This window comes from Flagellimonas sp. B-3, assembly GCF_056857835.1.
This window is the reverse complement of record NZ_JBSXNW010000022.1, coordinates 339635-361111: the sequence shown is the minus strand read 5'-3', so window position 1 is coordinate 361111 and position 21477 is coordinate 339635. Positions and strand designations below refer to the sequence as shown.

18 protein-coding genes are annotated in these 21477 nt (G+C 39.9%); 10 read left to right on the top strand and 8 right to left on the bottom strand.

Annotated features, from left to right (window positions below; all coding sequences use genetic code 11):
* Positions 1-38: 38 nt before the first annotated feature.
* Genes AC13CS_RS11565 through AC13CS_RS11535 form a run of 7 tightly spaced genes read left to right on the top strand, consistent with a single transcriptional unit; the run spans position 39 to position 8867 of the window.
* Complete coding sequence (locus AC13CS_RS11565) at positions 39-2072, top strand: hypothetical protein (protein ID WP_293167342.1); 2034 nt, start codon at positions 39-41, stop codon at positions 2070-2072.
* A 2-nt stretch (positions 2073-2074) separates the two neighbouring features.
* Positions 2075-3043, top strand: a complete 969-nt coding sequence (locus AC13CS_RS11560) for a hypothetical protein (RefSeq protein ID WP_293167344.1) — start codon at positions 2075-2077, stop codon at positions 3041-3043.
* Positions 3030-5555, top strand: a complete 2526-nt coding sequence (locus AC13CS_RS11555; protein WP_293167346.1) for an Hsp70 family protein — start codon at positions 3030-3032, stop codon at positions 5553-5555. Before AC13CS_RS11560 ends, AC13CS_RS11555 begins: the two co-directional genes overlap by 14 nt.
* Positions 5556-5567: 12 nt before the next feature.
* Positions 5568-6254, top strand: coding sequence for a hypothetical protein (locus AC13CS_RS11550; protein ID WP_293167348.1), 687 nt, complete (start codon positions 5568-5570; stop codon positions 6252-6254).
* Complete coding sequence (locus AC13CS_RS11545; protein ID WP_293167350.1) at positions 6255-8027, top strand: AAA family ATPase; 1773 nt, start codon at positions 6255-6257, stop codon at positions 8025-8027.
* Between the two features lie 2 nt (positions 8028-8029).
* Positions 8030-8569, top strand: coding sequence for a hypothetical protein (locus tag AC13CS_RS11540; RefSeq protein WP_213521600.1), 540 nt, complete (start codon positions 8030-8032; stop codon positions 8567-8569).
* Complete coding sequence (locus tag AC13CS_RS11535; protein WP_293167353.1) at positions 8559-8867, top strand: DUF6804 family protein; 309 nt, start codon at positions 8559-8561, stop codon at positions 8865-8867. Before AC13CS_RS11540 ends, AC13CS_RS11535 begins: the two co-directional genes overlap by 11 nt.
* Positions 8868-9173: 306 nt before the next feature.
* Here AC13CS_RS11535 and AC13CS_RS11530 read toward each other — a convergent pair whose 3' ends face one another.
* On the bottom strand, positions 9174-9938 hold the full coding sequence (locus tag AC13CS_RS11530) for a hypothetical protein (RefSeq protein WP_293167355.1): 765 nt from the start codon (positions 9936-9938) through the stop codon (positions 9174-9176).
* 134 nt (positions 9939-10072) lie between these two features.
* On the opposite strand from AC13CS_RS11530, the gene AC13CS_RS11525 reads away from it, so the two are divergent.
* Positions 10073-10897 carry an endonuclease/exonuclease/phosphatase family protein gene (locus AC13CS_RS11525; RefSeq protein ID WP_293167357.1) on the top strand — a complete coding sequence of 275 codons (825 nt, stop codon included), beginning with the start codon at positions 10073-10075 and terminating at the stop codon, positions 10895-10897.
* A gap of 213 nt (positions 10898-11110) precedes the next feature.
* Here AC13CS_RS11525 and AC13CS_RS11520 read toward each other — a convergent pair whose 3' ends face one another.
* The 5 genes from AC13CS_RS11520 to AC13CS_RS11500 form a co-directional block, all read right to left on the bottom strand.
* Complete coding sequence (locus tag AC13CS_RS11520) at positions 11111-12163, bottom strand: type I restriction endonuclease (protein WP_293167359.1); 1053 nt, start codon at positions 12161-12163, stop codon at positions 11111-11113.
* A gap of 586 nt (positions 12164-12749) precedes the next feature.
* Positions 12750-13556 (bottom strand): hypothetical protein, encoded by an 807-nt coding sequence (locus AC13CS_RS11515; RefSeq protein ID WP_293167363.1) that lies wholly within the window; start codon positions 13554-13556, stop codon positions 12750-12752.
* A 98-nt stretch (positions 13557-13654) separates the two neighbouring features.
* The gene (locus tag AC13CS_RS11510) at positions 13655-14320 is read right to left on the bottom strand and encodes a helix-turn-helix domain-containing protein (RefSeq protein WP_293167365.1); all 666 of its coding nucleotides are present in this window, start codon (positions 14318-14320) and stop codon (positions 13655-13657) included.
* 11 nt (positions 14321-14331) lie between these two features.
* Positions 14332-16275 carry a hypothetical protein gene (locus AC13CS_RS11505; RefSeq protein ID WP_293167367.1) on the bottom strand — a complete coding sequence of 648 codons (1944 nt, stop codon included), beginning with the start codon at positions 16273-16275 and terminating at the stop codon, positions 14332-14334.
* 74 nt (positions 16276-16349) lie between these two features.
* A complete protein-coding gene (locus tag AC13CS_RS11500) occupies positions 16350-16526 on the bottom strand; it encodes a hypothetical protein (protein WP_293167369.1) in 177 nt (58 codons plus the stop codon).
* A 380-nt stretch (positions 16527-16906) separates the two neighbouring features.
* Here AC13CS_RS11500 and AC13CS_RS11495 point away from each other — a divergent pair, with 380 nt between their 5' ends.
* A complete protein-coding gene (locus AC13CS_RS11495) occupies positions 16907-17611 on the top strand; it encodes a hypothetical protein (protein ID WP_293167371.1) in 705 nt (234 codons plus the stop codon).
* 227 nt (positions 17612-17838) lie between these two features.
* On the opposite strand, the gene AC13CS_RS11490 is transcribed toward AC13CS_RS11495, so the two are convergent.
* The gene (locus tag AC13CS_RS11490; protein ID WP_293167373.1) at positions 17839-18675 is read right to left on the bottom strand and encodes a DUF932 domain-containing protein; all 837 of its coding nucleotides are present in this window, start codon (positions 18673-18675) and stop codon (positions 17839-17841) included.
* Positions 18676-18943: 268 nt separating this feature from the next.
* Here AC13CS_RS11490 and AC13CS_RS11485 point away from each other — a divergent pair, with 268 nt between their 5' ends.
* On the top strand, positions 18944-19510 hold the full coding sequence (locus AC13CS_RS11485; RefSeq protein WP_293167375.1) for an AAA family ATPase: 567 nt from the start codon (positions 18944-18946) through the stop codon (positions 19508-19510).
* 247 nt (positions 19511-19757) lie between these two features.
* Here the strand turns inward: AC13CS_RS11485 and AC13CS_RS11480 are convergent, their stop codons facing one another.
* Positions 19758-21443: an AraC family transcriptional regulator gene (locus AC13CS_RS11480; RefSeq protein WP_293167377.1), complete on the bottom strand. Its 1686-nt coding sequence runs from the start codon at positions 21441-21443 to the stop codon at positions 19758-19760.
* Between the last annotated feature and the right edge of the window lie 34 nt (positions 21444-21477).

Here is a 21477-nt window from a genome sequence, read left to right as displayed (position 1 = left end):
AGAATTATTTTTAGAAACTTAAAGCCAACCGAAAAAATATGGAGTTAATAAAAAATAACCCTTATCGGATTGCGGGTATTCTCTCAAACGCAACGACAAAGGAACTTGAAAAGCAAAAAGGAAAAATCAAAGCCTACACAAAGGTTGGTAAAGAAATCAAAACTGATTTTGACTTTCAAATTCTCGGGAGAATTGACAGAACGGAAGATTCTGTTATCAAAGCATTTTCAAATGTTGAGCAAAACCAAGACAAAGTAAACTATGCCCTGTTTTGGTTTTTAAATGCCAGTCCATTTGACAACACCGCAATTGAATATCTGAAAAATGGTGATGAAGATAAAGCACTTGAAATTTGGGAAAAGGTAACAACCGACAAGGATGTTAATTCCAAAAATTTCTCTGCCTTCAACAATTTGGGAACCTACAAACTTTTGAGCAGGAAAAAATCAGATATTAAGACAGGCATTGAAGCTAAAATCAAACTGATTGAATCGGACTATTTTGAAAGCTTCGTACATTCTGTTGCAGATGAAACTTATACAATTGACAATCAAAAACAATCTGAAAAATTGATTGATGAATTGCTGACGCAATTAAAAAATCAGTTTTCAAGTTCGGAAACATTGCAATTGTTTAGCGGATGCAACGGAACTACTCAAAAGTATCTTTCCAAAAAGTTTACAGAAGAACCATTACATAAAATCGAAAGACAAATTGAGAGTTGTAAAAAGAAAAGAAAGGCAGACAAGGGCAAGGCTTATGAATTCGGTTCAAGACTATTTACAAACACAAAAGACGATTTATCACTTCTCAAATCATTACTAGGCACTAGCGACTTAATATACATGGCAATTGCAGACCAATTGGGAAATGAAATAATGCAATGTGGTATTGACTATTTCAATGAAAGTCAAGAAAATGATTCGAGTGAAGATTTCTTAAAACAAGCCCAGGAATTAAATGAGACAGCGTTGTCAATTGCAGTTGGAAAGTTAACAAGGGATAGGGCAAAAGACAGTCTTGCCACTCTTGAAGAAATGAAAGACCGAGAGGTTGCACAAGCAATTGCCTTATTACAATCCGTGAAAGATGCTTATGAAACTAATGAGCAAAAAATAAGAGAACAAGTTAAAGAGCTTAAAGAAAGTGACCCTTTGATAAGACTTGGTCACAGAACTATTAACCAGTCTGCTGTTGAAGATAACATCAAGAATTCTATTGATTGGGATAAAGTAAATGATTTACTAAAAGAAATTTTACCCGATGAGAGTTTAGAAAGAATTAAAGCAAGTTCCAATAACGAACTTAAATCTGAATTTGTAGAATTAGCTTATTGGCTTAAAGAGTACTCTCAAAGTAACTCATTGATAAACAGAGTTATTGAAAATTACAAAGGAATACCACCTAAACTCTCTTTTAAAATAGTTTCTTCAAAGGTTCAAATAACAGATTCAAAGAATGTCTTAATTGATAAACCACTATATACCAAATTTATAAGATATATAGGTTTAAAATTAGATATAGAGGTAACAGAAAGTTCGTCCATTTCTTTATACGTTAAATATGTTAATCCAAGCGGAAAAACAAAGCTGAATAAGAATTTAACTCCCTTAAACTATACTATTCAAACCGACACAACTCTTAATATTCAAACAAAAACTCTAAATCTCCCAGGGTGGGGAAATTCAGAAAAATGCACTTACGAATTAGGAGAACACCGCATTGAGGTTTATGTAGATGAATATTTGATACACACTAAAAAGTACACAATCGATTTAGCACCATCTGAAAGGTTAGAGAAAGAAATAGCTAGTGCAGAAAAGAAACTAAGGGAGATAAATCAAACTGATTACTACGAATCCGAAATCAGGTCTGCCAAAAACGAAATGAGCGAAATTCAAAAATTTAAATTGTTTAGAGGAAGCTCTGAAAAGCAAAGTCAAATTCAAGCACAACAGACTAAAATTGACAAGCTAACTCAGCGATCAAAAGACGAGAAGAAAAAACATATCCAAACTCAGGAAGAAAAAATTTACAAACTAAAAATGGAGCTTTCAGCAGCAAAATATTAACTATGAAGAAAATTTTATTTATATCGCTCTTTTTTGGAGCCACTAATCTTTTTGCTCAACAGCAACAAGATTCAACTTTGGTTCAAGAAATACCAACCATAAAAGACAATGTATTTCAGCAACGGCAAGAGATAGATGCTTTGACTAAAAAGCTAAACGATCAAAATTATACAATTGGAAAGCAGAGCCAGACTATCTCAGCTTTGCAGGAGCAAAATACCAATCTCAATGCATCCATAGATAGTTTAAGCCAACTAATCCAAACCAACAGCCAAAACATTGTAACCAATTCGAAAGAGCTTGGAACTAAAATCCAAGAAACAGGACAAAAAGCGGACACTCAAATAGCCCAGTTGGATAGTAGTGTAGAGAAAAACCGCTTGTATTGGATTATTGCCACCTTGTTAACGCTTCTTTTAGGTGGTTTGGTTTATTGGTTATTAGGCAAGCGCATTAAGTCAAGCAAGACAGATGTCGAAACCCAAATCAGAAATACCAAAGCTTCACTTGAAGAAGAAAGTGTGAAATTGGATAACAAATTGGTAGAAGTTTTGGAAACACAACTAAAACTTCAACAAGAAGCGGCTAAATCACAGCCAGTTGCTTCCAACGAAAAAGCCGACCACTCCTTGGCTTTAAAAGTGGCAGATGAGATTATTAGAATTCAAAAGAATTTGGGCAGAATGAATGAAAGCACCAAGGGTCTTAAACAGTTAAATTCTTCTGTACAACGGATTCAAGACAATTTTGCATCCAATGGCTATGAACTAGTAGATATGCTAGGAAAAGAATACAATGACGGTATGAAAGTATCCGCAAACTTCGTCCCAAGCGAAGATTTAGAAACGGGAAAACAAATTATTACACGAATCATAAAACCACAAGTGAACTTTAAAGGAGCAATGATACAAGCTGCTCAAATTGAAGTTAGCGTAGGAGAACAAAAAACATTAAACAATGGCAAGAACTAAAATTGACTACGGAATTGATTTAGGAACAACGAATTCCGCTATTTCAAGAATGGAAAATGGAGAAGCAACCATTAAAAAAACGGATATGCAAGCAGACACAATGCCCTCTTGTGTTTATATCAACAAGAAAAAAGCAATCCAAATTGGGCAAACTGCTTATAATGCTCTGAAAAGACAGAAGCTGAATGCAATGAAGAGTTGGGATTCAGAAGATGATAATGCTTTCATTGAATTCAAAAGGACTATGGGAACTGATAAAAAGTACCCGAGTTCTAATTTTGAAAAGGATTTGACTTCAGAAGAATTGTCAGCAGAAGTTTTGAAAACCCTGAAGTCTTTCGTGAAAGATGAAAATGTCAATTCCATTGTTATCACTGTTCCAGCAGCCTTTAAAAACAACCAAAAAGAAGCAACGAGAGAAGCTGCAAAATTAGCAGGGTTCAATCATATTGAATTGTTGCAAGAGCCTGTTGCAGCTTCAATGGCTTACGGTTTAGATTCCAATAAAAAAGACGGTTTTTGGTTAGTATTCGATTTCGGAGGAGGAACTTTTGATGCAGCACTTTTAAAAGTTGAAGAAGGAATAATGAAAGTGATTGACACCGAAGGCGATAATTATCTTGGTGGTAAAAACTTAGACTTCGCAATTGTCGATGAAATTATCTTGCCTTACATTCAAGAAACCTTTGTGATTGATTCCATTTTGGCGGATGATACAAAAAAGCAAATTCTGCGTAATGCAATGAAATTTTATGCAGAAGAAACTAAAATCAAGCTTTCATTCAATGATACTCATAATATCTTGTCTGATTTGGGAGATATTCCCGGAGAAGACGATGAAGGCGAAGAATTTGAATTAGACATTACCGTAACTCAAAATGACATTGCCAGAGCGGTTTCGCCCGTTTTCCAAAAAGCAATTGATGTTAGTTTAAGTCTATTGGAAAGAAACAACCTTAAAGGTTCTTCATTAGATTCTTTAATTCTTGTTGGTGGCCCAACGTTTTCACCAGTTTTGAGAAAAATGTTGGAAGAACAAATCTGCAAACCAGACACAAGTGCCGATCCAATGACGGTGGTTTCAAAAGGTGCAGCCTTGTATGCATCAACGGTGGATGTTTCAGAAGAAGTAAGAGAGCAAACCAGAGACAAAACAAAGATTCAATTGGAAATAGCCAATGAATCATCAACGGTGGAAACCGAAGAATTTGTCCCTATCAAGATTTTGGCTGACAAAACAGAAGGAGAGATTCCTGAAAAAGTATTTGCAGAAGTTACCAGAGGGGACAAAGCTTGGTCAAGCGGAAAAGTTGAAATTAATACGATTGGTGAAGTTGTAGAAATTCAACTCAATGAAGGAAAAACTAACCTTTTTGAAGTGGTTCTGTTTGACGACAAAGGAAATATTTTAGAAAGTGAGCCATCAAGTTTCAGTGTGATTCAGGGTTCTAAAATTGGAAGTGCAACACTAGCATACAATATTGGGATTGAGATAAAAAGTAAGTCAACAGGGAAGATCATCTTTACTACCATCAAAAATTTAGAGAAAAATCAATCTATACCCGCAGTTGGAACAAAAAATGGATTGAAGACCCAAAAACAAATTCGTCCAGGAATGGATTCCGACTTCATTAAAATCCCAGTTTACGAAGGCGAGCATAAAGCAGAAGGCACAAGAGCGATTTACAACGAACACGTTACTGATATAATCATCAGTGGAGCTGATTTACCTTCGCTTTTGCCTGAAAATAGTGATGTTGATTTGACTGTCAATGTGGATAGATCAGAAAAAATCACTGTTACAGCCTTCTTTCCTTATTTAGATTTTACCTATGAAGCAACAGTCGAAAGAACAGTTTCATCCATTGAGACAACTTGGTTGGCAAATGAAATTAGAAAAGCAAAAGGAAGCATTGCAGAATTGAAAGAAGATGGTAATTCTGATAATGATCAATTAGCCAAAGTTGAAGCAGAATTGGAGCAAATAGAAAAGTCGTTTGAGAATAACAAAAATGATGTTGACGGCAAACTGGAAGTCTTAACCAATTTGAGAAAGTCTTTAAAAACAATTGATGAACTCAACGACACCACCGAATGGCCAAAATTAGAAGAAACTTTAAAAGAAGAGTTTTATCACCTAGAAAAAGTAAATAATGATTTAGGTAACGAAAAAACTACGCAAGTTGTCAATCAGTTCCGTTCACAATTGGATGAAGTAATTCGTGCTAAAGATGTAAAACTTGGAAATGTTCTATTAGAGGAAATCGAAGGTTTCTTTATTAAACTGACATTCATTTATCAGTTAATAGGATTTATAAGAAGCCATAACGAGAATTTCGGCTCATTCCATTGGAAAGATAGCGGTAGGGCAAGAACACTTTTAAACAAAGGATTACAAGTTATTGGAGAGAACCCAACTGTAGATGAACTACATCCAGTTGTCATTTCACTAATTGACTTATTACCAAATGATGAACGACCAAGTGGCGATGATGCTGTATTGGTTGGTTAAAAAGATAAGGATATGAGATTAAGAACTATATTACTTCTACCGCTCTTTTCTTTAACTATAATTATTTATTCTTGTGAAAGTGATGCAGAAAGAAAACAGCGTTTAGCAAGTGAAGAACAGCAAAGAATTGAATTGGAAGAAAAGCGAAAAGCAGAAGAAGCTGAACGTGCATTTCAATTAGAGCAAGAACGCATTGAGCAAGAAAAGCGTGAGGAAGAAGAGCGTATTGCCAGAGAAGAACGTCTTGAAAAGGAAAGGAAAGAAAAAGCCATCTATGATAAGTATATCAACAATTCTTTGAGTACAGGAGCTACGCCATATTCCCGTTATTATGGTGGAAATTCAACTTGTAATGATTACGGCTGTTCACAAATAAAAGTAAGAACGAGTAACTCTGATGTAATTGTTACCATAAAAAAGAATGATAAAGTTGTTAGACATGCCTACATTAATTCAGGGAGCAGTTTTACGTTCTCATTTCCAAATGGTACTTACCAAACATTTTTTTACTACGGTAAGGGTTGGAATCCTGAAAAAGAAATGAAAGGCGGTGAAATGAAAGGTGGTTTTATTACCAACGAAAGTTTTGGAAAGGATGACCCTCAATCTTTGAGCAATAATATTTTAGAATATGAGCTGATTTTACAAGAAAATGGAAATTTCAGCACTCGACCTAGTAACCCAAATGAAGCGTTCTAAATGAGTAAGCATAGTCCCATATTATCCAAAGGGCAATCAATTAACGAGCAGTTCAAAGTGACTTTCTTTCTTAAAACAGGAAGCTATGCCGAAACTTATCGTGTAAAAGACCAAGAAGGAAAGACCAAATTATTGAAGCTGTTTGCGTATTCAAAATTAGACAGAACTCAATTTGATGCAAATGGTGATGTTTTAGAGATTCAGGTTTTAAAAAGCATCAAGCATCCAAATTTGGTTAAATACTGTGATAGAGGTGAACTTCTTTTAGATGGTCAAAAATACACTTACGCAATTCTTGATTTCATCAGTGGTGAAACCTTGGCAGACAAATTAAAAAGAGAACAAACCATTAAGCCTTATGAAGCTAAAAACATCATTTCAGGCGTTTTAAACGGATTGAACTATTTACATTCTCTTCAAAATCCAATTATCCACAACGACATTACAAACTTGAATGTAATGTTGGATTTATCAGGCAGTGTTACGATTCCTAAAATCATTGACTTTGGATATGCTCGTTTTTTAAGCCAATCAAACAAGGACTTTTTAAAGGAAGGTTTAAATCCATTTTACCAAGCCAATGAAGCGTTCAACAAAGTATTTTCAGTTCAAAGTGATGTGTTTTCGGTTGGCGCATTATATTATCACTTGTTGGAAGGATTACCACCTTGGTTTGTTGAAATTTCAAAATACAAAGCAGATTCAATAAAGTTAGAGGATGCCGTTATCGAAGAAAGGAAAAAGCCTTTAAAGTTTTCGACAGTTACAGACCAACAAACCCAAAACATAATCACCAAAGCCTTACAGCCAAATGCTGAAGGTCGTTTTAATAGTGTCAAAAGCTTCATAAAAGCAATAAACGGAGAAATGGAAGTGCAACAGCTTTCATCACCGCAAGAAGTATCTAAACCGAAACTTAAGGAAATAAAGAAAGGAAAAGGATTTACAGCAATTGCAGGAATGCAAGAACTGAAAGACACTATCCAACTTGATGTAATTGATGCTTTAAACGAAAAGGAACATTATGCAGAGTATGGCTTGACCATTCCAAACGGAATTTTGCTTTATGGCCCACCAGGTTGTGGTAAAACGTTTTTTGCAGAACGAATGGCAGAAGAAATAGGTTTTAATTTCTATCAGTTAAAGCCATCTGATATTCAGAGTAAGTATGTAAACGAATCACAGGAAAAAATCAAGAACCTTTTTGATGAAGCTCGTGAAAATGCACCAAGTATCATTTTCATTGATGAATTAGATGCAGTTGTTCCTAATCGTGACAACTCGAATTTAAATCATATGAATACAAGTGCTGTAAATGAGTTTTTAGCACAAATGAATAATTGCGGAGATGATGGCATTTTTATTATCGGAGCAACCAACAGACCTAATTCAATTGACCCAGCTATTTTGAGAGCAGGAAGATTGGACAAAGTAATTTATTTGCCACCACCTGACCTTGAAGCTCGTGAGTTAATGTTTAAACTTTACTTGGAAAAAAGACCAAGAGAAGTTGGTTTAAACTATTCTGAACTTGCAAAAGCAACAGAAAACTACGTTTCAAGTGATATAAAATTCCTTTGTGATGAAGCTTCGAGAAAAGCACTTAAAATGAAATCAAGAATTTCCAAGGAAATTTTACTTGATACCATAAACAACAATAAGCCTTCAATTAAACTAGATGAATTGCACAGCTATATCGCTATAAGAGCGAAAATGGAAGGATTATCAGAAAATAATAATGACCGACCAAGAATCGGTTTTAAAAACAATTAGATATGGAAACATTACATTTCAATAAACTATTGCTAAAGACTGCTTTTTCGTGTATGGCTTGTGATGGCGATATTGACAAACGTGAGGTCAAACTTATTAAGCAATTACAAAAGGAACGTAAAACCTTTGGAGAAATTGACATCAATGCCGAATTAGACACTTTGTTACTTGCTATCAATAAAGACGGTCAACAATTTTTAAAAGATTATTTCAATGAGCTTACAACTACTGAATTAACAGAAGCAAATGAACTGAAACTTATCGAAGTTGCAATTGACACAATTAAAGCAGACGATAAAGTTGAATACAGCGAAATCAAGTTTTTTAAAGTTATTCGTTCAAAGCTGAAAATTGACAACGAGCCAATTCTTGAAAAACATCCAGATTTTGAAGACTATTTGGAACAAGATATTATTACTGATTCATACTTATCAAGGTTACAAGACGACTTTTTTGACACTCATATATCAAATGAATTTGAGTTGATAAGTGAAATTGATGATGACATTTTTGATAACCTTAAAGACAGAAATGAAGAATAGTGAAGTTTTGATAAAAATTGCTTTATCAATTCTGATGTTTTTGTGCCTGTTGGATATGCCCTACGGATTTTATCAATTTGTCCGTTTTGTTGCCCTAATTGGTTTCGGAATTTTAGCATACAAAGCAAATGAACAGAATCAGAAAACAGAAATGATTATTTACGGTGGACTTGCCCTACTCTTTCAAGCATTTTTTAAAATAGCACTTGGAAGAGAAATTTGGAACATCGTAGACGTCATTGTCGGGATTGGATTAATTGGAAGTTTGATAATGAAAAGAACGAAAAGCCAACGCTAAAGGCCATATGGATTTTCAATTCGCACCACTAATATTTTCTTTTAAAGCATACGATTGCAAAATAGTACGTTTTATACACATATACACTGTAGAATGTAACCCTGGAGATAGCATTACTGTTGTAACTACTGTAAGTGCTCCCATAACTCTTCGATTTCACAAAATCCATCATCTCTTCGCAGGACTGAGCCTCTATTCCCACGGAAAAAAGTACAGCGAGAACAACCAAAATAAATTTTCTCATAGTATATGGATCATGTTTTCTTCGTTATCACTGTGCGTTCAGGAAAAGCCGCCTGTCTTTCTTTAATCCAGGTAGGTGAAAGTCAATGACACCACCCCTTGGTCGGAATCCATTACAGAAACCGCAGTGATATCTGCGGAAGTTGGATAATTATCTTCGTCATAATCAAAGTTTGCATTAATGGAATACACTGTCTCCCCTTCTTCATTCTTATAAACTATCTGTGAAAGATTGTTTACCGGAAACAATAACCTGGCCTGTACAATTTCCGAGGACTGCGGTGTCATTGAAAAGTTGAGTTGCACATTGTCCAGCATATCTATCAATCCCCCAGATTTCATGGTATAATAAAAAGGATTGGGAGCATCATCGTACTCCAAGTTTGCCGTATACACTTTAGCGATATACTCCCCAAAGTCTTCATCCCATTCTTCTTCAAAAAACTCAATCACTTCTGGATTTCCATTATCATCGTAGGAAACCACCTGACCTATATCAAAGGCATCATAGGGAGACTGATATAGTTCTTCCGTATTAAGGTTATCATTGGAGCCGGTAATCGTTTTCAATTCACTGTTCTCATACAAAAAGATGCTCGTATCGGTCCCATCGGAGACCGTATTCAAACTACCATCATTATTGTAGGAGAAACCGATCGTTCTATTATCTTCCGGCTTTTCCGGAGAGATATACGAAACACTGCGGATCAACTTCTCCTCTACATTTCCATTGGCATTTTCAAATTCATCGGTAACAGATTCCTCACTACAAGCAACATTTGACAAGGAAACGATGGCACAAATAAGTGGTAGTTTAAAATTTTTCATGGGACTATGGTTTTATTTATTAATCTTTAGGTAGTCCGAAATTACATGGAACACCTTTTTCTACCTTACGTTTTTCCGTAATCGCCCTTTGTCCATTTATGCTTATTTTCCAATTCCAAAATCCAATCAACCTTATGTTACAAAAGATATCTTTCCTTGTATTGATATGCTTCCAATGTGTCGTTTTTGCCCAAACTGAAGAAATTCAACTAGTATCCTGGAACATCCAAGATTTTGGGCGAACCAAAAACACCGAAGAACTGAATGAAATTGCAGAAATCGTTAGGGATGTGGATATAGTTGCCATCCAAGAAGTAGTTGCAGGCTATGGAGGTGCCCAAGCTGTTGCCAAGCTTGCCGATATATTGAACCGAAAAGGAGCAAAATGGGACTATGTCATCAGTGACCCTACCAACAGTCCGAAATATGTTACCGAGCGTTATGCCATTGTTTGGAAGACCAAAAACATAAAAATAAAAAATCGAGGTTGGCTTATCTCAGAACTAGATTCGTTGGTAGACCGAGAGCCATTTTTATTGGATTTATATGTAGAAGGAAAAAAATTCACTCTGGTCAATTTTCATTCCAGGCCTTATAACAAAGACCCTGAAAGTGAAATCATCGCAATTTCCAATTTTGTCGTTGATTCACTAGAAACTCCATTGATCATTGCTGGCGATTTTAATGTTGAAGAAAAAATGCCTGTTTTTGATTCCTTAAAATATAATGGTTTTAAAGCAGCCGTATCCAATGCAAAGACCACTTTAAAAAGAAAATGTGATAACAATGATTACCTCAACTACCCTATCGACAATATTTTTTATTCCCAGGATATTTACAAGACGGAAGGAAAAGTTATTGATTTTGTGAGGTTTTGCGAAGAGTTAAAACGGGCCCGTAAATTATCCGATCATCTACCGGTCCTATTAAAATTCCGGATCAACTGGAAAGCACATTAATCTTCCCAGCCACACAAGGTCCTGCCCAAATCCTTGGCCTCTGACAAGCTCACTTCAAAAGTCTTGGTCGAGCAATTGGACAAACCCCTGCAATGTTTGTCATAATGATACCGTTTACTGCTCTTGCCTTTACAGATAAAGACTTTGGTCTCAACATTTGAAACAAGATTGAAACCAGTAATTACCCAAAAAAGTAATAGTAGAGACAAAATTTTAGTCATCCTCATAGAAATCCACTGTTTTCAACAATAGGTCTTCAAATTGATAGATGTCATCAACGGTTTCAATTGAATGTCTGGTCTCCCGTTTGTTATCGTCAAAAACACCTAAATATTTATTCCCACCGTTCAAATGAAGACGGCATAATGGCTTACGGTTGTTATCATCCAAGAGTATTCCAAAATAGGATTGTGTATCCCGATGTACAATACGATCGACCGAGAGTTTCCTGCGCAAAATGGCCACTACGATTCGGTACCCTTCCAGTTCCTCCTCCGTGGTGTCGACTTTACTCACCTTTTCCGGCTCCTTGTCCTCTTCCTGTTGTTTTTCCGCTTCCTTATGAAGCGCTGAATTCAAGCGATCGTTCACCTTTTCGCTAATGGTCTGGATAAAGGCCTTGCTTACCAAATCGGTGAATTCCCCCATTACCTTTTCAGTAAGCCGGCCAGTATAGATCCGTGATGCGAAGAGCCTGACAAAATCATAGCTTGGCGCTTGCAGTTCTTCGCCAATGAGTTTTTTGATTTCCTTGGTATATTTAAGGGAGCTCGCGTTGTCCACTATCTCATCCACGTTAAAGTTCGTTTTGTGGAACTTGGCAATCTCATTGACCACATTCTCCTTTAACTGGGTGATATCGAACTCTAAAAAGGGTTTTTCGTCCATTTTATTGGCCGATTCCAAATCGGTGAAAAATTGATATTCTATACCGTTGGTCAACAGGGCAAAACGAGTTTTCGTAGTATGGAAATAACGGAACAATTGAGAGTTGTGGGCGTTCAACTTTTCTTTCCAGTTCTTACACTCGATGATGATTATGGGTTCACCATGCTGAAAAATCGCATAATCTACCTTTTCCCCCTTTTTCAATCCCAGGTCTGCGGTAAATTCAGGTACTACCTCGGTAGGGTTGAAGGTGTCGTACCCCAATAAATTGATGAATGGCAACACAAAGGCATGTTTGGTGGATTCCTCGGTATCGATTTGCTCTTTGAGCTTGATTACTTTTTCCGCTAATACCTTAAGATGGTTCTGAAGTTCCATGTTCCTATATTTTTTTTGATAACAAATCGCTACAATCCTTATTAAGATTATATGAGGCTCCATGACGTTTTATTCCGACGACAAGGAGTTTATCATCTCCATTTAGATGTTTGGCAAGCCGCTCCTTCAGTAAACCAGAAGTTTCATTGGATTTCACAACCCACAACGAATCCAGACATTGCCAAGTGTTTCCAATTTTTTGAATTTCTTCGATCAAGGGCCGATGGTCATTATTCGCGGCCCCCAGGTCATATGAGATCAAAAAGCACCCCATGCTTCAAACGATTAGTTTTTACACCCATTTTTTTTACAGGTAATTGACTCAGTGGTATCTTCCCAATGATCGGGATTTGCACGCATATCAAATCCACATCCCGTAATGCTTACTTTATACCCCTTATGTACTTCTCCTGTAGGTATGTGTTTTACTGCCATATCGACCATTACTGATTTTATGATAAACCTAGCCCTATAAAACATCATTCCCTTACAGAAATCTGTAAGGGAATGTCAAGTTGTGCAATTCATGTACAGTAGGCTGAACTAACCTACATTACCATTGCAATGGTCAGTGTGTAATAGTATATCAATTCTCCTCATAAAAGAAATCATGGAGTTCTATTAGGCTACCTCTTTTTATTTGTACAAGGTCACGGGTATCTTTCAAGAAAATACCTAAGGACCTTTCATTATAAACAAATTTCATTTCGTTGGAATAATCCGTTACGACATACATATCTCCTTCCATTTTATAAAATGGAATCATACTCTTTCCTTTAACCCTGACGCCTCTATTGACAATCTTTCCATTCATAATATCGCTTTCCAAGTCGGAGGTTACTCCAGAGGCAACCTTTACGTAGGCCACCATCATTTTTGTCCATTCCGATCTGTTGATCATAAACCACTTGACCTTGTTAAAATCAATGCCATATTCATTGATCCATCCATGACTGGTGAACCCGAGAAGTACATATTTTTTACCGTTCAAAGCAGGATTGTCCTCCGGTTCAAATTCTTGAATCTTGAAAGTTATAACGGATGCAGGTGACATGTCCTTTACTTTTTTGCCATCAAAGTCAACTGTTTTTAAAGAAAAGCTGGACATTTCTGGATGGTTGGACAATACCCATTGTGTTGCGGTGAGCTCTGCTCTCTCCTTCATTTGTTCAACTGCTGCCACACCAGCTCCAACCAAAGCCAATGCTCCCACGGCACCTGCAATCGCTGCACCATCATTTTGGGCGTGTGTCTGTTTTGGTATCAAAAGACATAGAAAAACCGTAATCAGAACCAATATCCTGAATTTTAGGCCCACCTTGCTGATGCTTGAAGTTGTCGTAGATATATGTTGAGATGCTATGGTTGTGTATAAATTAAGTGAGGACTTCATCGGTATTGGTTTGATTGCTTCAATATTACAGCCTTATGAAAAAGTAACCTTACAGATATCTGCAAGGGAAATTCAAAGGCTTACCAATAAACTAAAAATCAGATTTTTTCCTCCCGGATCATTTTGGCGATCAAATGATTGGTGTTCTTGGCCCCGAATTCATCGAACATTTTACTGACCCTTTTGTCTATGGTACTTTCACTATTGGGGGTGATATCCTCCTTTTTGAACTTTTCCGAAATCTCCTTTTTGGTAAGCCCTTCCGCCAAGCTTTGAAGTATCATCAGGTCAAACTCTTCGAGTTCAAACACATTGTTGGAAACATTCAAATCGATGCCAGGGGACACATAGGTACGGTTATGATAGACTTCCCGAACAGCATTTACCAATTCGGTAAGTCCGTGACGTCCCTTGCATACATAACCATTGATCTTTTCTTCCTTGAAAAGTGAATTGACCGTGACCGGGTTGTCCTCCATGGAGTTCACGATGACCTTTAAGTTGGGCTGAAGGGCCCTAGCGGCCGCTATCAGTTGAAGTCCCGAAGTAAGTCTCCGCTGTACATGATCACCTTTAAAAAACAGATCTGTGATCAATAATTCAAAAGGTTCATTTTTGGTTGCAGCATATTTTAAACGGTTGTATGCCTTATCACAATAGAGTTCATCCTGTAGCACGGGAATATGCAAGGTATCCCGCAACATTTCAGAAATCCCCTGATTGGTGTCCTGAAAATCCTCGGCAATCAATACTTTTTTGAACATAGTAGTTTTTTTTAAAACGGAATCGTGATATGGGCAGTAAAGCCCTCACCCTTACCGGAATCAAAAATAACGGTTCCTCCAATGGCCTGAATACGCTTTTCCGTATTCCGAAGCCCATTTTTGGCATTCAGTTCCTCCTTGGATGCCCCTACACCGTTATCGGAATACTTCACCACCATGGTTTTTCCGGTATGTTTGAATCCAATGGTGACCATATTTGCCTTACTATGTTTGCCCATATTGATCATCAGTTCCTGTATGGCCTTGAAAAGGACTTTTTGCGACAATGGGGGCATTTCCCCCCAGTTGATATCCTTGACACCGGTAACAAACAGGTTCGCCTCACTTGGGGTCCGAAAACGAAGCATTTCCAAAAACTCGGCCTTAAATCGGCCTCCCGTGCTCACTTCATTGACTTCCCTGGAAAAATTCCTGCTTTGGTTATAGAGTCCATCCAAGCGATCCAAGATCTTAGACCGATCCATATCCCCCTGTACCATCAGCATGGTCTGGTTGAGGCCTGCCCCAAAATCATCATGGAGCCGTCGGGACATATCAGCTTCCGTTTCGAGGGTAGCCTCCAACTTGGCGAGTTTGTTTCGCTCTTTTAAACGTTTGGTACGTTGACCAAAAAAATAAATGGCAAAGCTCAGGCCCAACAACAGGACTATGGAACCCAAGTAGGACATGGTTTTCTTACTGCGTTCCTCGGCGGCCAACAAGGCTTGTTCCGCTTTTTCTTTTTCCAATCGCAGGATGGATTCTTGCTTCAGCTTGTCGTCGTATTTGTATTTGGCGAATTGGGTCTTGACCTTTAATTCTTGTTCATCAAGGCTATCTTGCAACAAAATGTAGCGGTCCCGGAGCTTGATATTTTCAGGGTTTATCTGTATGAGAAATTTCAATGCATCAATCTCTGCCCTTGGCACTTTGATTTTTTGTGCCACTTGGATAACGGTATCAAAGTAGGCCTTGGCCCTACTGGACCTATCTTCCATATGAAACTCACCTAGATGGGTAAAGCTTGCCAATTGCCCACGCCAATCCTTTTTCTCCTTTCTTATTTGGAGAGCCTTTTGGAAAGAAGGGGCAACATCCTTTTTTTCCAAAAGCCATTGGGCATAGGACAGATTGTCCAATATCCTTGCATAAACCACAGGAGTGGAATCCAAGGCTGTATTTCCCATAATCTTTTCTAAAAGCACTATGGCCTCTTCATATCTTCCATCATCAATATAGGTGGCGGCAAGATTGTTCTCAAACGCAATCCTGTGCTCCATTGATCCACTATTTTTAATGGCCTTGGTATAATAGAATATGGCATCCTCGAAGTTCAATAATTTCCTATGGTTGGTGGCCAAGAGCCCATAACATTGCACCATTTCATTACTGTCATGAGATTCCCTTAAAAATTGCAGGGCCTCGGTGATGGTTTCCTTGCTTCCAAAAAAATCATTTTGGTTCTTCTGTATCACCCCCATAAGCAACAAACACTTCCCTGTCCAGCTGCTATCCTTCGCCAATTCGAATTGGCTTTTGGCAGCACTGTAATTTTCAAATGCCTTGCTATAATCAGACCGGACCTGATCATAATAATATCCCATTAGATAATATTGGGACGCTTTTAGCTTCGGCCCATCGACTTGGGATTGCAATGTGAGGAAACTGTCATGGTGGGCCACCAAGCTATCGTAGTCCCCAGCTTGAAAGAGCAAGGAACTTTTTTTGTACATCAACTTGCCCAAGATGGAATCCGCTTCCAGATCTCTGGCCAAGAAAAGGGCCCTGTCTATACTTCTCTCCTTTTCTTCCAATGAAACATCCTTACCAATAGAGCGGGTATAGTAAATGTTTATACTGTCGTTTTTATCCGAAACATCTCTTTTCCCATCTTTATCGGACGGTGCACAGGAAACTAAAATCGTCAATATGACAAGGAATGGGTACCGTTTCAAAAATAAAGAAGTTGTGGTTCATTAAAAAAGCCATGCCCGATTTCCGGACATGGCTCAAATTAATGAAATTATTCTTATTGATCACCTTCTCCGGGGGGCGGTGGAGGTGGCGGCGGGGTCGGATCTTGGTCATCACCTTCGGTAGCGACCATATCATATTCGCTCGCTATCTCAGCCGTATCCGAAGTGGAACAAGAGAAAAGGAACATATTCAAAACAACGGCCATCAAGGCCAAAAACACTTTTTTCATTTTTATGAAATTTTAAATTGAACAAAGAGGTGGCCGTCCGGAATCTTCCGGAGCGCTGGTGCTTTTCAGCCACCCGTGAGTTTTGGAGTACTCCTTTGCTATTTTTGGAAAGTGGAAACTGTAAGCGACCCTTTAGGTTACTTTCCAATGGACCTTTCAGGCCGCATTACAGCATCCCATAAAAATGAACTTTCTAGAAAAGCCATGTTAGCAACACATAGCGGAATCCATTTTCTGCAACAAAGTAAATTGAAGTGTTCAATTGCATTGCAGACAGCGGTTGGACTTGTATTGGACATTTTTTAGACATCAATAAAACCAAGGGTTCGGAGGGGTTCAGTAGTATGATTTGCCTTTTAAAAATTTGTACTTTTAGTCCAATGGATGAAAAATATATAGCGGAGATTGTTCGGAAGGTTTTTGAAAAAGCGAAGACGGAGCATGCCTCCCACTCTAGGTTTGCATTGTCCAGTCACATCAGCGACCATAGTGATTTGAGTTCAAAAACCTTGGAGAGGGCCTATGACAGGTATATCAACAAAAAAAAGAAGTACGGTGCCCCACAAGCGGAGAGTGTGGATCTATGCTGTAAATATCTAGGCTATGACAATTATGCCGATTATATAAAAAAAAGAAAAACGGTCCCTGCCACAAAATGGACCATACCCATCCTCGTGGTCGTTTCCTTGGTTTTGGCAATCGTGATGGGGATACGATATGGGAACAATTCAAATCCCACAGGTGAAAAGGCTGAAAACCAATGCATGGCATGGGCCGACTCCCTATATGTGGAAGTCCCCTGTACTTCCAAACCTTATTCTTCGTTTGGAACCAAGGTGGAGCCCATGGATATAACAAAGCTGAAGCATTTTAAAAAAGTGGAAGTCAACATGGCAACGCAGTTCTTTTCGGAGGATGATAAACCCCTACTATGGTACCATAAGAACAAGGAGGGGGAAATTGAATATTTTACGGCTCCGGGGCTGCATCCGACCAATGACAAAACCTTGCGAAAGATTACCCCCTATATCATCCAGACCTATGTTCCTGTGCACTCCTATAAAAAAGACTCCTTCTTGGAATAACACCTACATTTCAAAATGTATAAAGTTTGAATAAAGCGTATGGATAATTCCACTCCTGTATATCAGGGTCTGAGATTCCCTCATATAAAAGGCGCCCCTTCCCAAGCAACATAATACGCTGCCCCCATAATCGATATCTCCGACCACTAAAGTCAAAGCACTTCATAAAACAAACAACCCCTTAAAAATCTCCGGTTTATGGGCACCGGAGCGGCCCTTTATGGCCTTTAGACCATCTCACAAACGGTTTCAAACAGTTGTTTGTCCAAACGTTCCTGTCGTGAAAAGCTCCGTCTGAGGCTACCGTGCAATACGGAGTTGAAGGCATTGTAACCCAACCAGAGGTTGGGAGTCGTACCCAATAACACGGCTTCACGATCTAAGATCTCGATGACCTCACGGGCCCTTTTGGAGGGATCGTCATTGGTATCACTGCACTCATAGCGAAAGAGTTTGGTCCGATCCAACACCTCTTTTACAAAGGCCTTGGTATCCAATAGCTCCACGGTCATCAATTGATGGAACCTATCGGAGATGGTATAGAATTCATTGTCCATGAATTTACGGAACAATCCTTCCAGCTCGGGCATGATCAGGTTCACGCAACGCTTGTGGTGCTTGATGGAAAAACCGATCTCCGTTTGGGCCACATGCAGTCCATTGGAACACACCTTGCGATAGCAACCAAAATGTCCCGAAGTGCGTTCGCTCCCATCGTAGGAATTGGTAAAGCGCAGCATGGGCAGTATGGTATCCTCCCGGTGTCCCACGGAAAACTGGGAACTGTCGGTAAGGATAAAATCCATACTGAAACTCCGATCGGATCGGTTGATGGTCTGCCTACGGTAGGCCAATCCCGTTTTGATGATCTGCCTCTCGGCCTTCCCAAAAAACAGTTCATTGGGGATATGCCCATAGCGTTTGGAGACCACGTTCACGATCTTGCCATTGCTCACAATGGCCCGTTCCATCCCTTTTCTGTTGGGCATTCCCGTCAATGCTTCCAAAGGTCTGAGCTGTACCGGCACAAAGACCTCGTCCTGTTGTAATCTGTTCAAATACATAATTTAATGATTTAAGGTTAAACAATATGTGCCGGATGCACCAAACGGAAGACAGGCTGTAGAGCGGCAAGGAAACGGAATATAAAGAGACGAAAGGAACGGCTATATGCCGTCCCTTGTCCGGCAACAGGCTGCGACGTTTAATTTGCGACACCTATTGATGGAAACCTTATTTCTGACTATGGGCATGGATGCTGGCCGATTTCCCAGAAGTTTGTATTATTGTCCCCCGAAAAAAAACAACGACACCAAACCAAATTACTTACCCTTGAAACGAAGCAAAGACCACCTTCCGTTTTATGTGATTACCGGCGGCCCTGGCGTGGGCAAGACCACCCTTTTGGAGGAACTACGGCAACGCGGCTTCAAGGTCGTGCCCGAAACGGCCCGTGAACTGATCAAAGCGCAACAGGCCATCGACGGGGAGGCCCTGCCCTGGAAAAACAGGAAGCAGTATATGGAGCTGATGTTCAAGGGTTGCAAAGCCCAATTTGAAAAGACCCTCCTAGACGTCAGGACCGATCAGCCCGTATTTTTCGACCGTGGCTTTGTGGACGCCCTCTGCTATGCGGCTTTGGAAGGCCTTCCCATAGACCGGGAAATGAAAAGCTTGGCCGAAACCCACAGGTACCGTCCCCAAGTCTTTATCCTGCCCCCTTGGAAGGATATCTACCATACCGATGCCCAGCGGACACAGGACTGGAACGAATCGGTGTTCACCTACAACAAAATGATCCAGACCTATCGGGGCTACCAATATGACCTAATTGAGGTTCCCAGGGTTGCTGTTCAGGAAAGAGCAGATTTTGTGTTGGAGTCGATCAATTCCAAGTGAACCATCGCCAGTTACCAATCCTTTCATTGAAGCATACCCCTTTTCTGGCAGGCAGCAACTGTTCGGTAACGTAATTTTCCCAACCTCCATCGCGTGAGGGATTGCAGTGAAAAGCCCTGAATCCTTGCCATCAGGCCTTGCAACGGAAAGCCCGGCCCCTAGGGACACGCCCAACAAAGACTCGTGTTGTGGTATTTGTATACCGCCCTTGGGTTTAGTCCCATGAATAGCTGGATATTATGCCCTCCTACCCGGTGTCCTGCTTTGCCCTTAGGCGCTCCATAAAGAACATCGGGGTGATGCCCACCCGGGATTTAAAGGCCTTGACAAAGGTGCGTTCACTGTTGAAGCCCGCCTCTTCGGCCAGGGAACGGTTGCTGTAAAGGGCCAGCTTTCGGTCCTGTTTCATTTGTGCAATGATATGGTCCACCCTTAGGTCATTGATATATTCCATCACGCGCTTTCCCTTGTAATGGGTGATGATCTGGGAGAGGTATTTCCCGTTCACCTCGGCCAGGACCGCCAATTTGCCCGCGGACATCTTTCGGTCCAGAAAGTCCCGACAGCCTTCAAAACGTTCCAGACGGGCCAACACCGCATCGATTTTCTCCTTGGAAATTTCCAAAGGGTGGGAAGGAACGGTATGGTTTTTTTGCATTTTCCGGACAGGCGGATTTTCCCCGGCAAGTATGGCCTCGAACCTTTTTTGGTACAGCTTTCGGGTACGCTGGTAGCGCCAGGCCAACCATAGCGACAAGATCGACAACAGCACCACTACTGCAATCCCGATGTTCTTCTGCCGCTCCCTGATCTTCAAAATTCCTTCGATCTGCTGTTTCTCCCGTTGGATACTTTTCAGGTCATAGCCATCCTTGACCGTATCGTCCAGATATTGGTGCTGTTCCCGCAAAAAATCAATGGCCTCGATATGCCGCTTCAGATAAGTCAACTGTAGGTCGGGCCTTTCCATGGCACCATAGTATTCGGCCAGGTAGCCATAGGCCCCCAGCAGTTCCGCTTTGATATAGTTCTGCCCCCTAAAATGGGCATCCACCTGTTTAAAATAACTCACGGCCCTTTCCTGTTCCCCCAATTCCCAATAACAGCGCCCAAGATAAAACCCGGTCAGCACCTCATTGGCAAAATCATTTCCTTTGTCCCCTATCAATTGCAGACTACTGTCCAGATGCACGATGGCCAAGGGATAGTTCCCCTGCAGGGCATAATTGATTCCCTCGGACTGTACAAAATACCTGCTCAAGCTGTGATACCCCAACCGTTGTCCCTCTTCCATGCCCAAGGTATTGACCTTACGGCTAAGGCCATAATTTTCCATTTGCTGGTGACAACGACCGAGCAACAATAGGGAATTCAGGTAACCGGGCACACTGTGCTCCTTAAAATACCCTAGACCCTTGTTGAGCAAAACGACCGCCTCATCATAATGTTCGGTGTAGTATTTGACCAGGGCGATATTGTATTGGAGCTTATGGTGCAGGTATGCATCATCGGTACGCCCCAGGAATCCATCGGCCACAAGGTAATTTTCCAGTGCCCGTTTGTATTTTTTTTCGCTATAGAACACGATCCCCTTGGTCAGATAGGCCGAACCGATCAGAGCGGTGTCCTTGGCAGCTCTGGCGCTAAGGACCATACTGTCCGCATAAGCCAGTCTAACCTTTCCCAAGGAACGATGCAGATAGTTTTTATAGCCTTGTATCCGTTGGGCATCATTGTTTTCTTTCACGGCCTTTTCCAGATAGGCCTTAAGGTATAGTTGCTGCTTGACACTATCCTGCCCAGCCTCCTTGATACGCCCAAAAAGCACCGGATATTCCAATGCCAGCAGGGAATCGGGATTGTCCAATGGCTGCTGCGCACATAGGCTGCCCAGGCCCATGAGGACCATCAAAAGTGTCAGTCTACCGATCATCGGATGTTGCATGGCTACTAAACTAAAGTGGGGA

What these genes read in the sequence shown, in the direction of transcription:
- AC13CS_RS11535 (WP_293167353.1), top strand. Translation starts at nt 8,559, where the DNA reads ATGAAGAATAGTGAAGTTTTGATAAAAATTGCTTTATCAATTCTGATG.
- AC13CS_RS11510 (WP_293167365.1), bottom strand. Translation starts at nt 14,320, where the DNA reads ATGTTCAAAAAAGTATTGATTGCCGAGGATTTTCAGGACACCAATCAG.
- AC13CS_RS11490 (WP_293167373.1), bottom strand. Translation starts at nt 18,675, where the DNA reads ATGTATTTGAACAGATTACAACAGGACGAGGTCTTTGTGCCGGTACAG.
- AC13CS_RS11520 (WP_293167359.1), bottom strand. Translation starts at nt 12,163, where the DNA reads ATGGAACTTCAGAACCATCTTAAGGTATTAGCGGAAAAAGTAATCAAG.
- AC13CS_RS11480 (WP_293167377.1), bottom strand. Translation starts at nt 21,443, where the DNA reads ATGATCGGTAGACTGACACTTTTGATGGTCCTCATGGGCCTGGGCAGC.
- AC13CS_RS11555 (WP_293167346.1), top strand. Translation starts at nt 3,030, where the DNA reads ATGGCAAGAACTAAAATTGACTACGGAATTGATTTAGGAACAACGAAT.
- AC13CS_RS11530 (WP_293167355.1), bottom strand. Translation starts at nt 9,938, where the DNA reads ATGAAAAATTTTAAACTACCACTTATTTGTGCCATCGTTTCCTTGTCA.
- AC13CS_RS11545 (WP_293167350.1), top strand. Translation starts at nt 6,255, where the DNA reads ATGAGTAAGCATAGTCCCATATTATCCAAAGGGCAATCAATTAACGAG.
- AC13CS_RS11565 (WP_293167342.1), top strand. Translation starts at nt 39, where the DNA reads ATGGAGTTAATAAAAAATAACCCTTATCGGATTGCGGGTATTCTCTCA.
- AC13CS_RS11550 (WP_293167348.1), top strand. Translation starts at nt 5,568, where the DNA reads ATGAGATTAAGAACTATATTACTTCTACCGCTCTTTTCTTTAACTATA.
- AC13CS_RS11515 (WP_293167363.1), bottom strand. Translation starts at nt 13,556, where the DNA reads ATGAAGTCCTCACTTAATTTATACACAACCATAGCATCTCAACATATA.
- AC13CS_RS11560 (WP_293167344.1), top strand. Translation starts at nt 2,075, where the DNA reads ATGAAGAAAATTTTATTTATATCGCTCTTTTTTGGAGCCACTAATCTT.
- AC13CS_RS11525 (WP_293167357.1), top strand. Translation starts at nt 10,073, where the DNA reads ATGTTACAAAAGATATCTTTCCTTGTATTGATATGCTTCCAATGTGTC.
- AC13CS_RS11500 (WP_293167369.1), bottom strand. Translation starts at nt 16,526, where the DNA reads ATGAAAAAAGTGTTTTTGGCCTTGATGGCCGTTGTTTTGAATATGTTC.
- AC13CS_RS11540 (WP_213521600.1), top strand. Translation starts at nt 8,030, where the DNA reads ATGGAAACATTACATTTCAATAAACTATTGCTAAAGACTGCTTTTTCG.
- AC13CS_RS11495 (WP_293167371.1), top strand. Translation starts at nt 16,907, where the DNA reads ATGGATGAAAAATATATAGCGGAGATTGTTCGGAAGGTTTTTGAAAAA.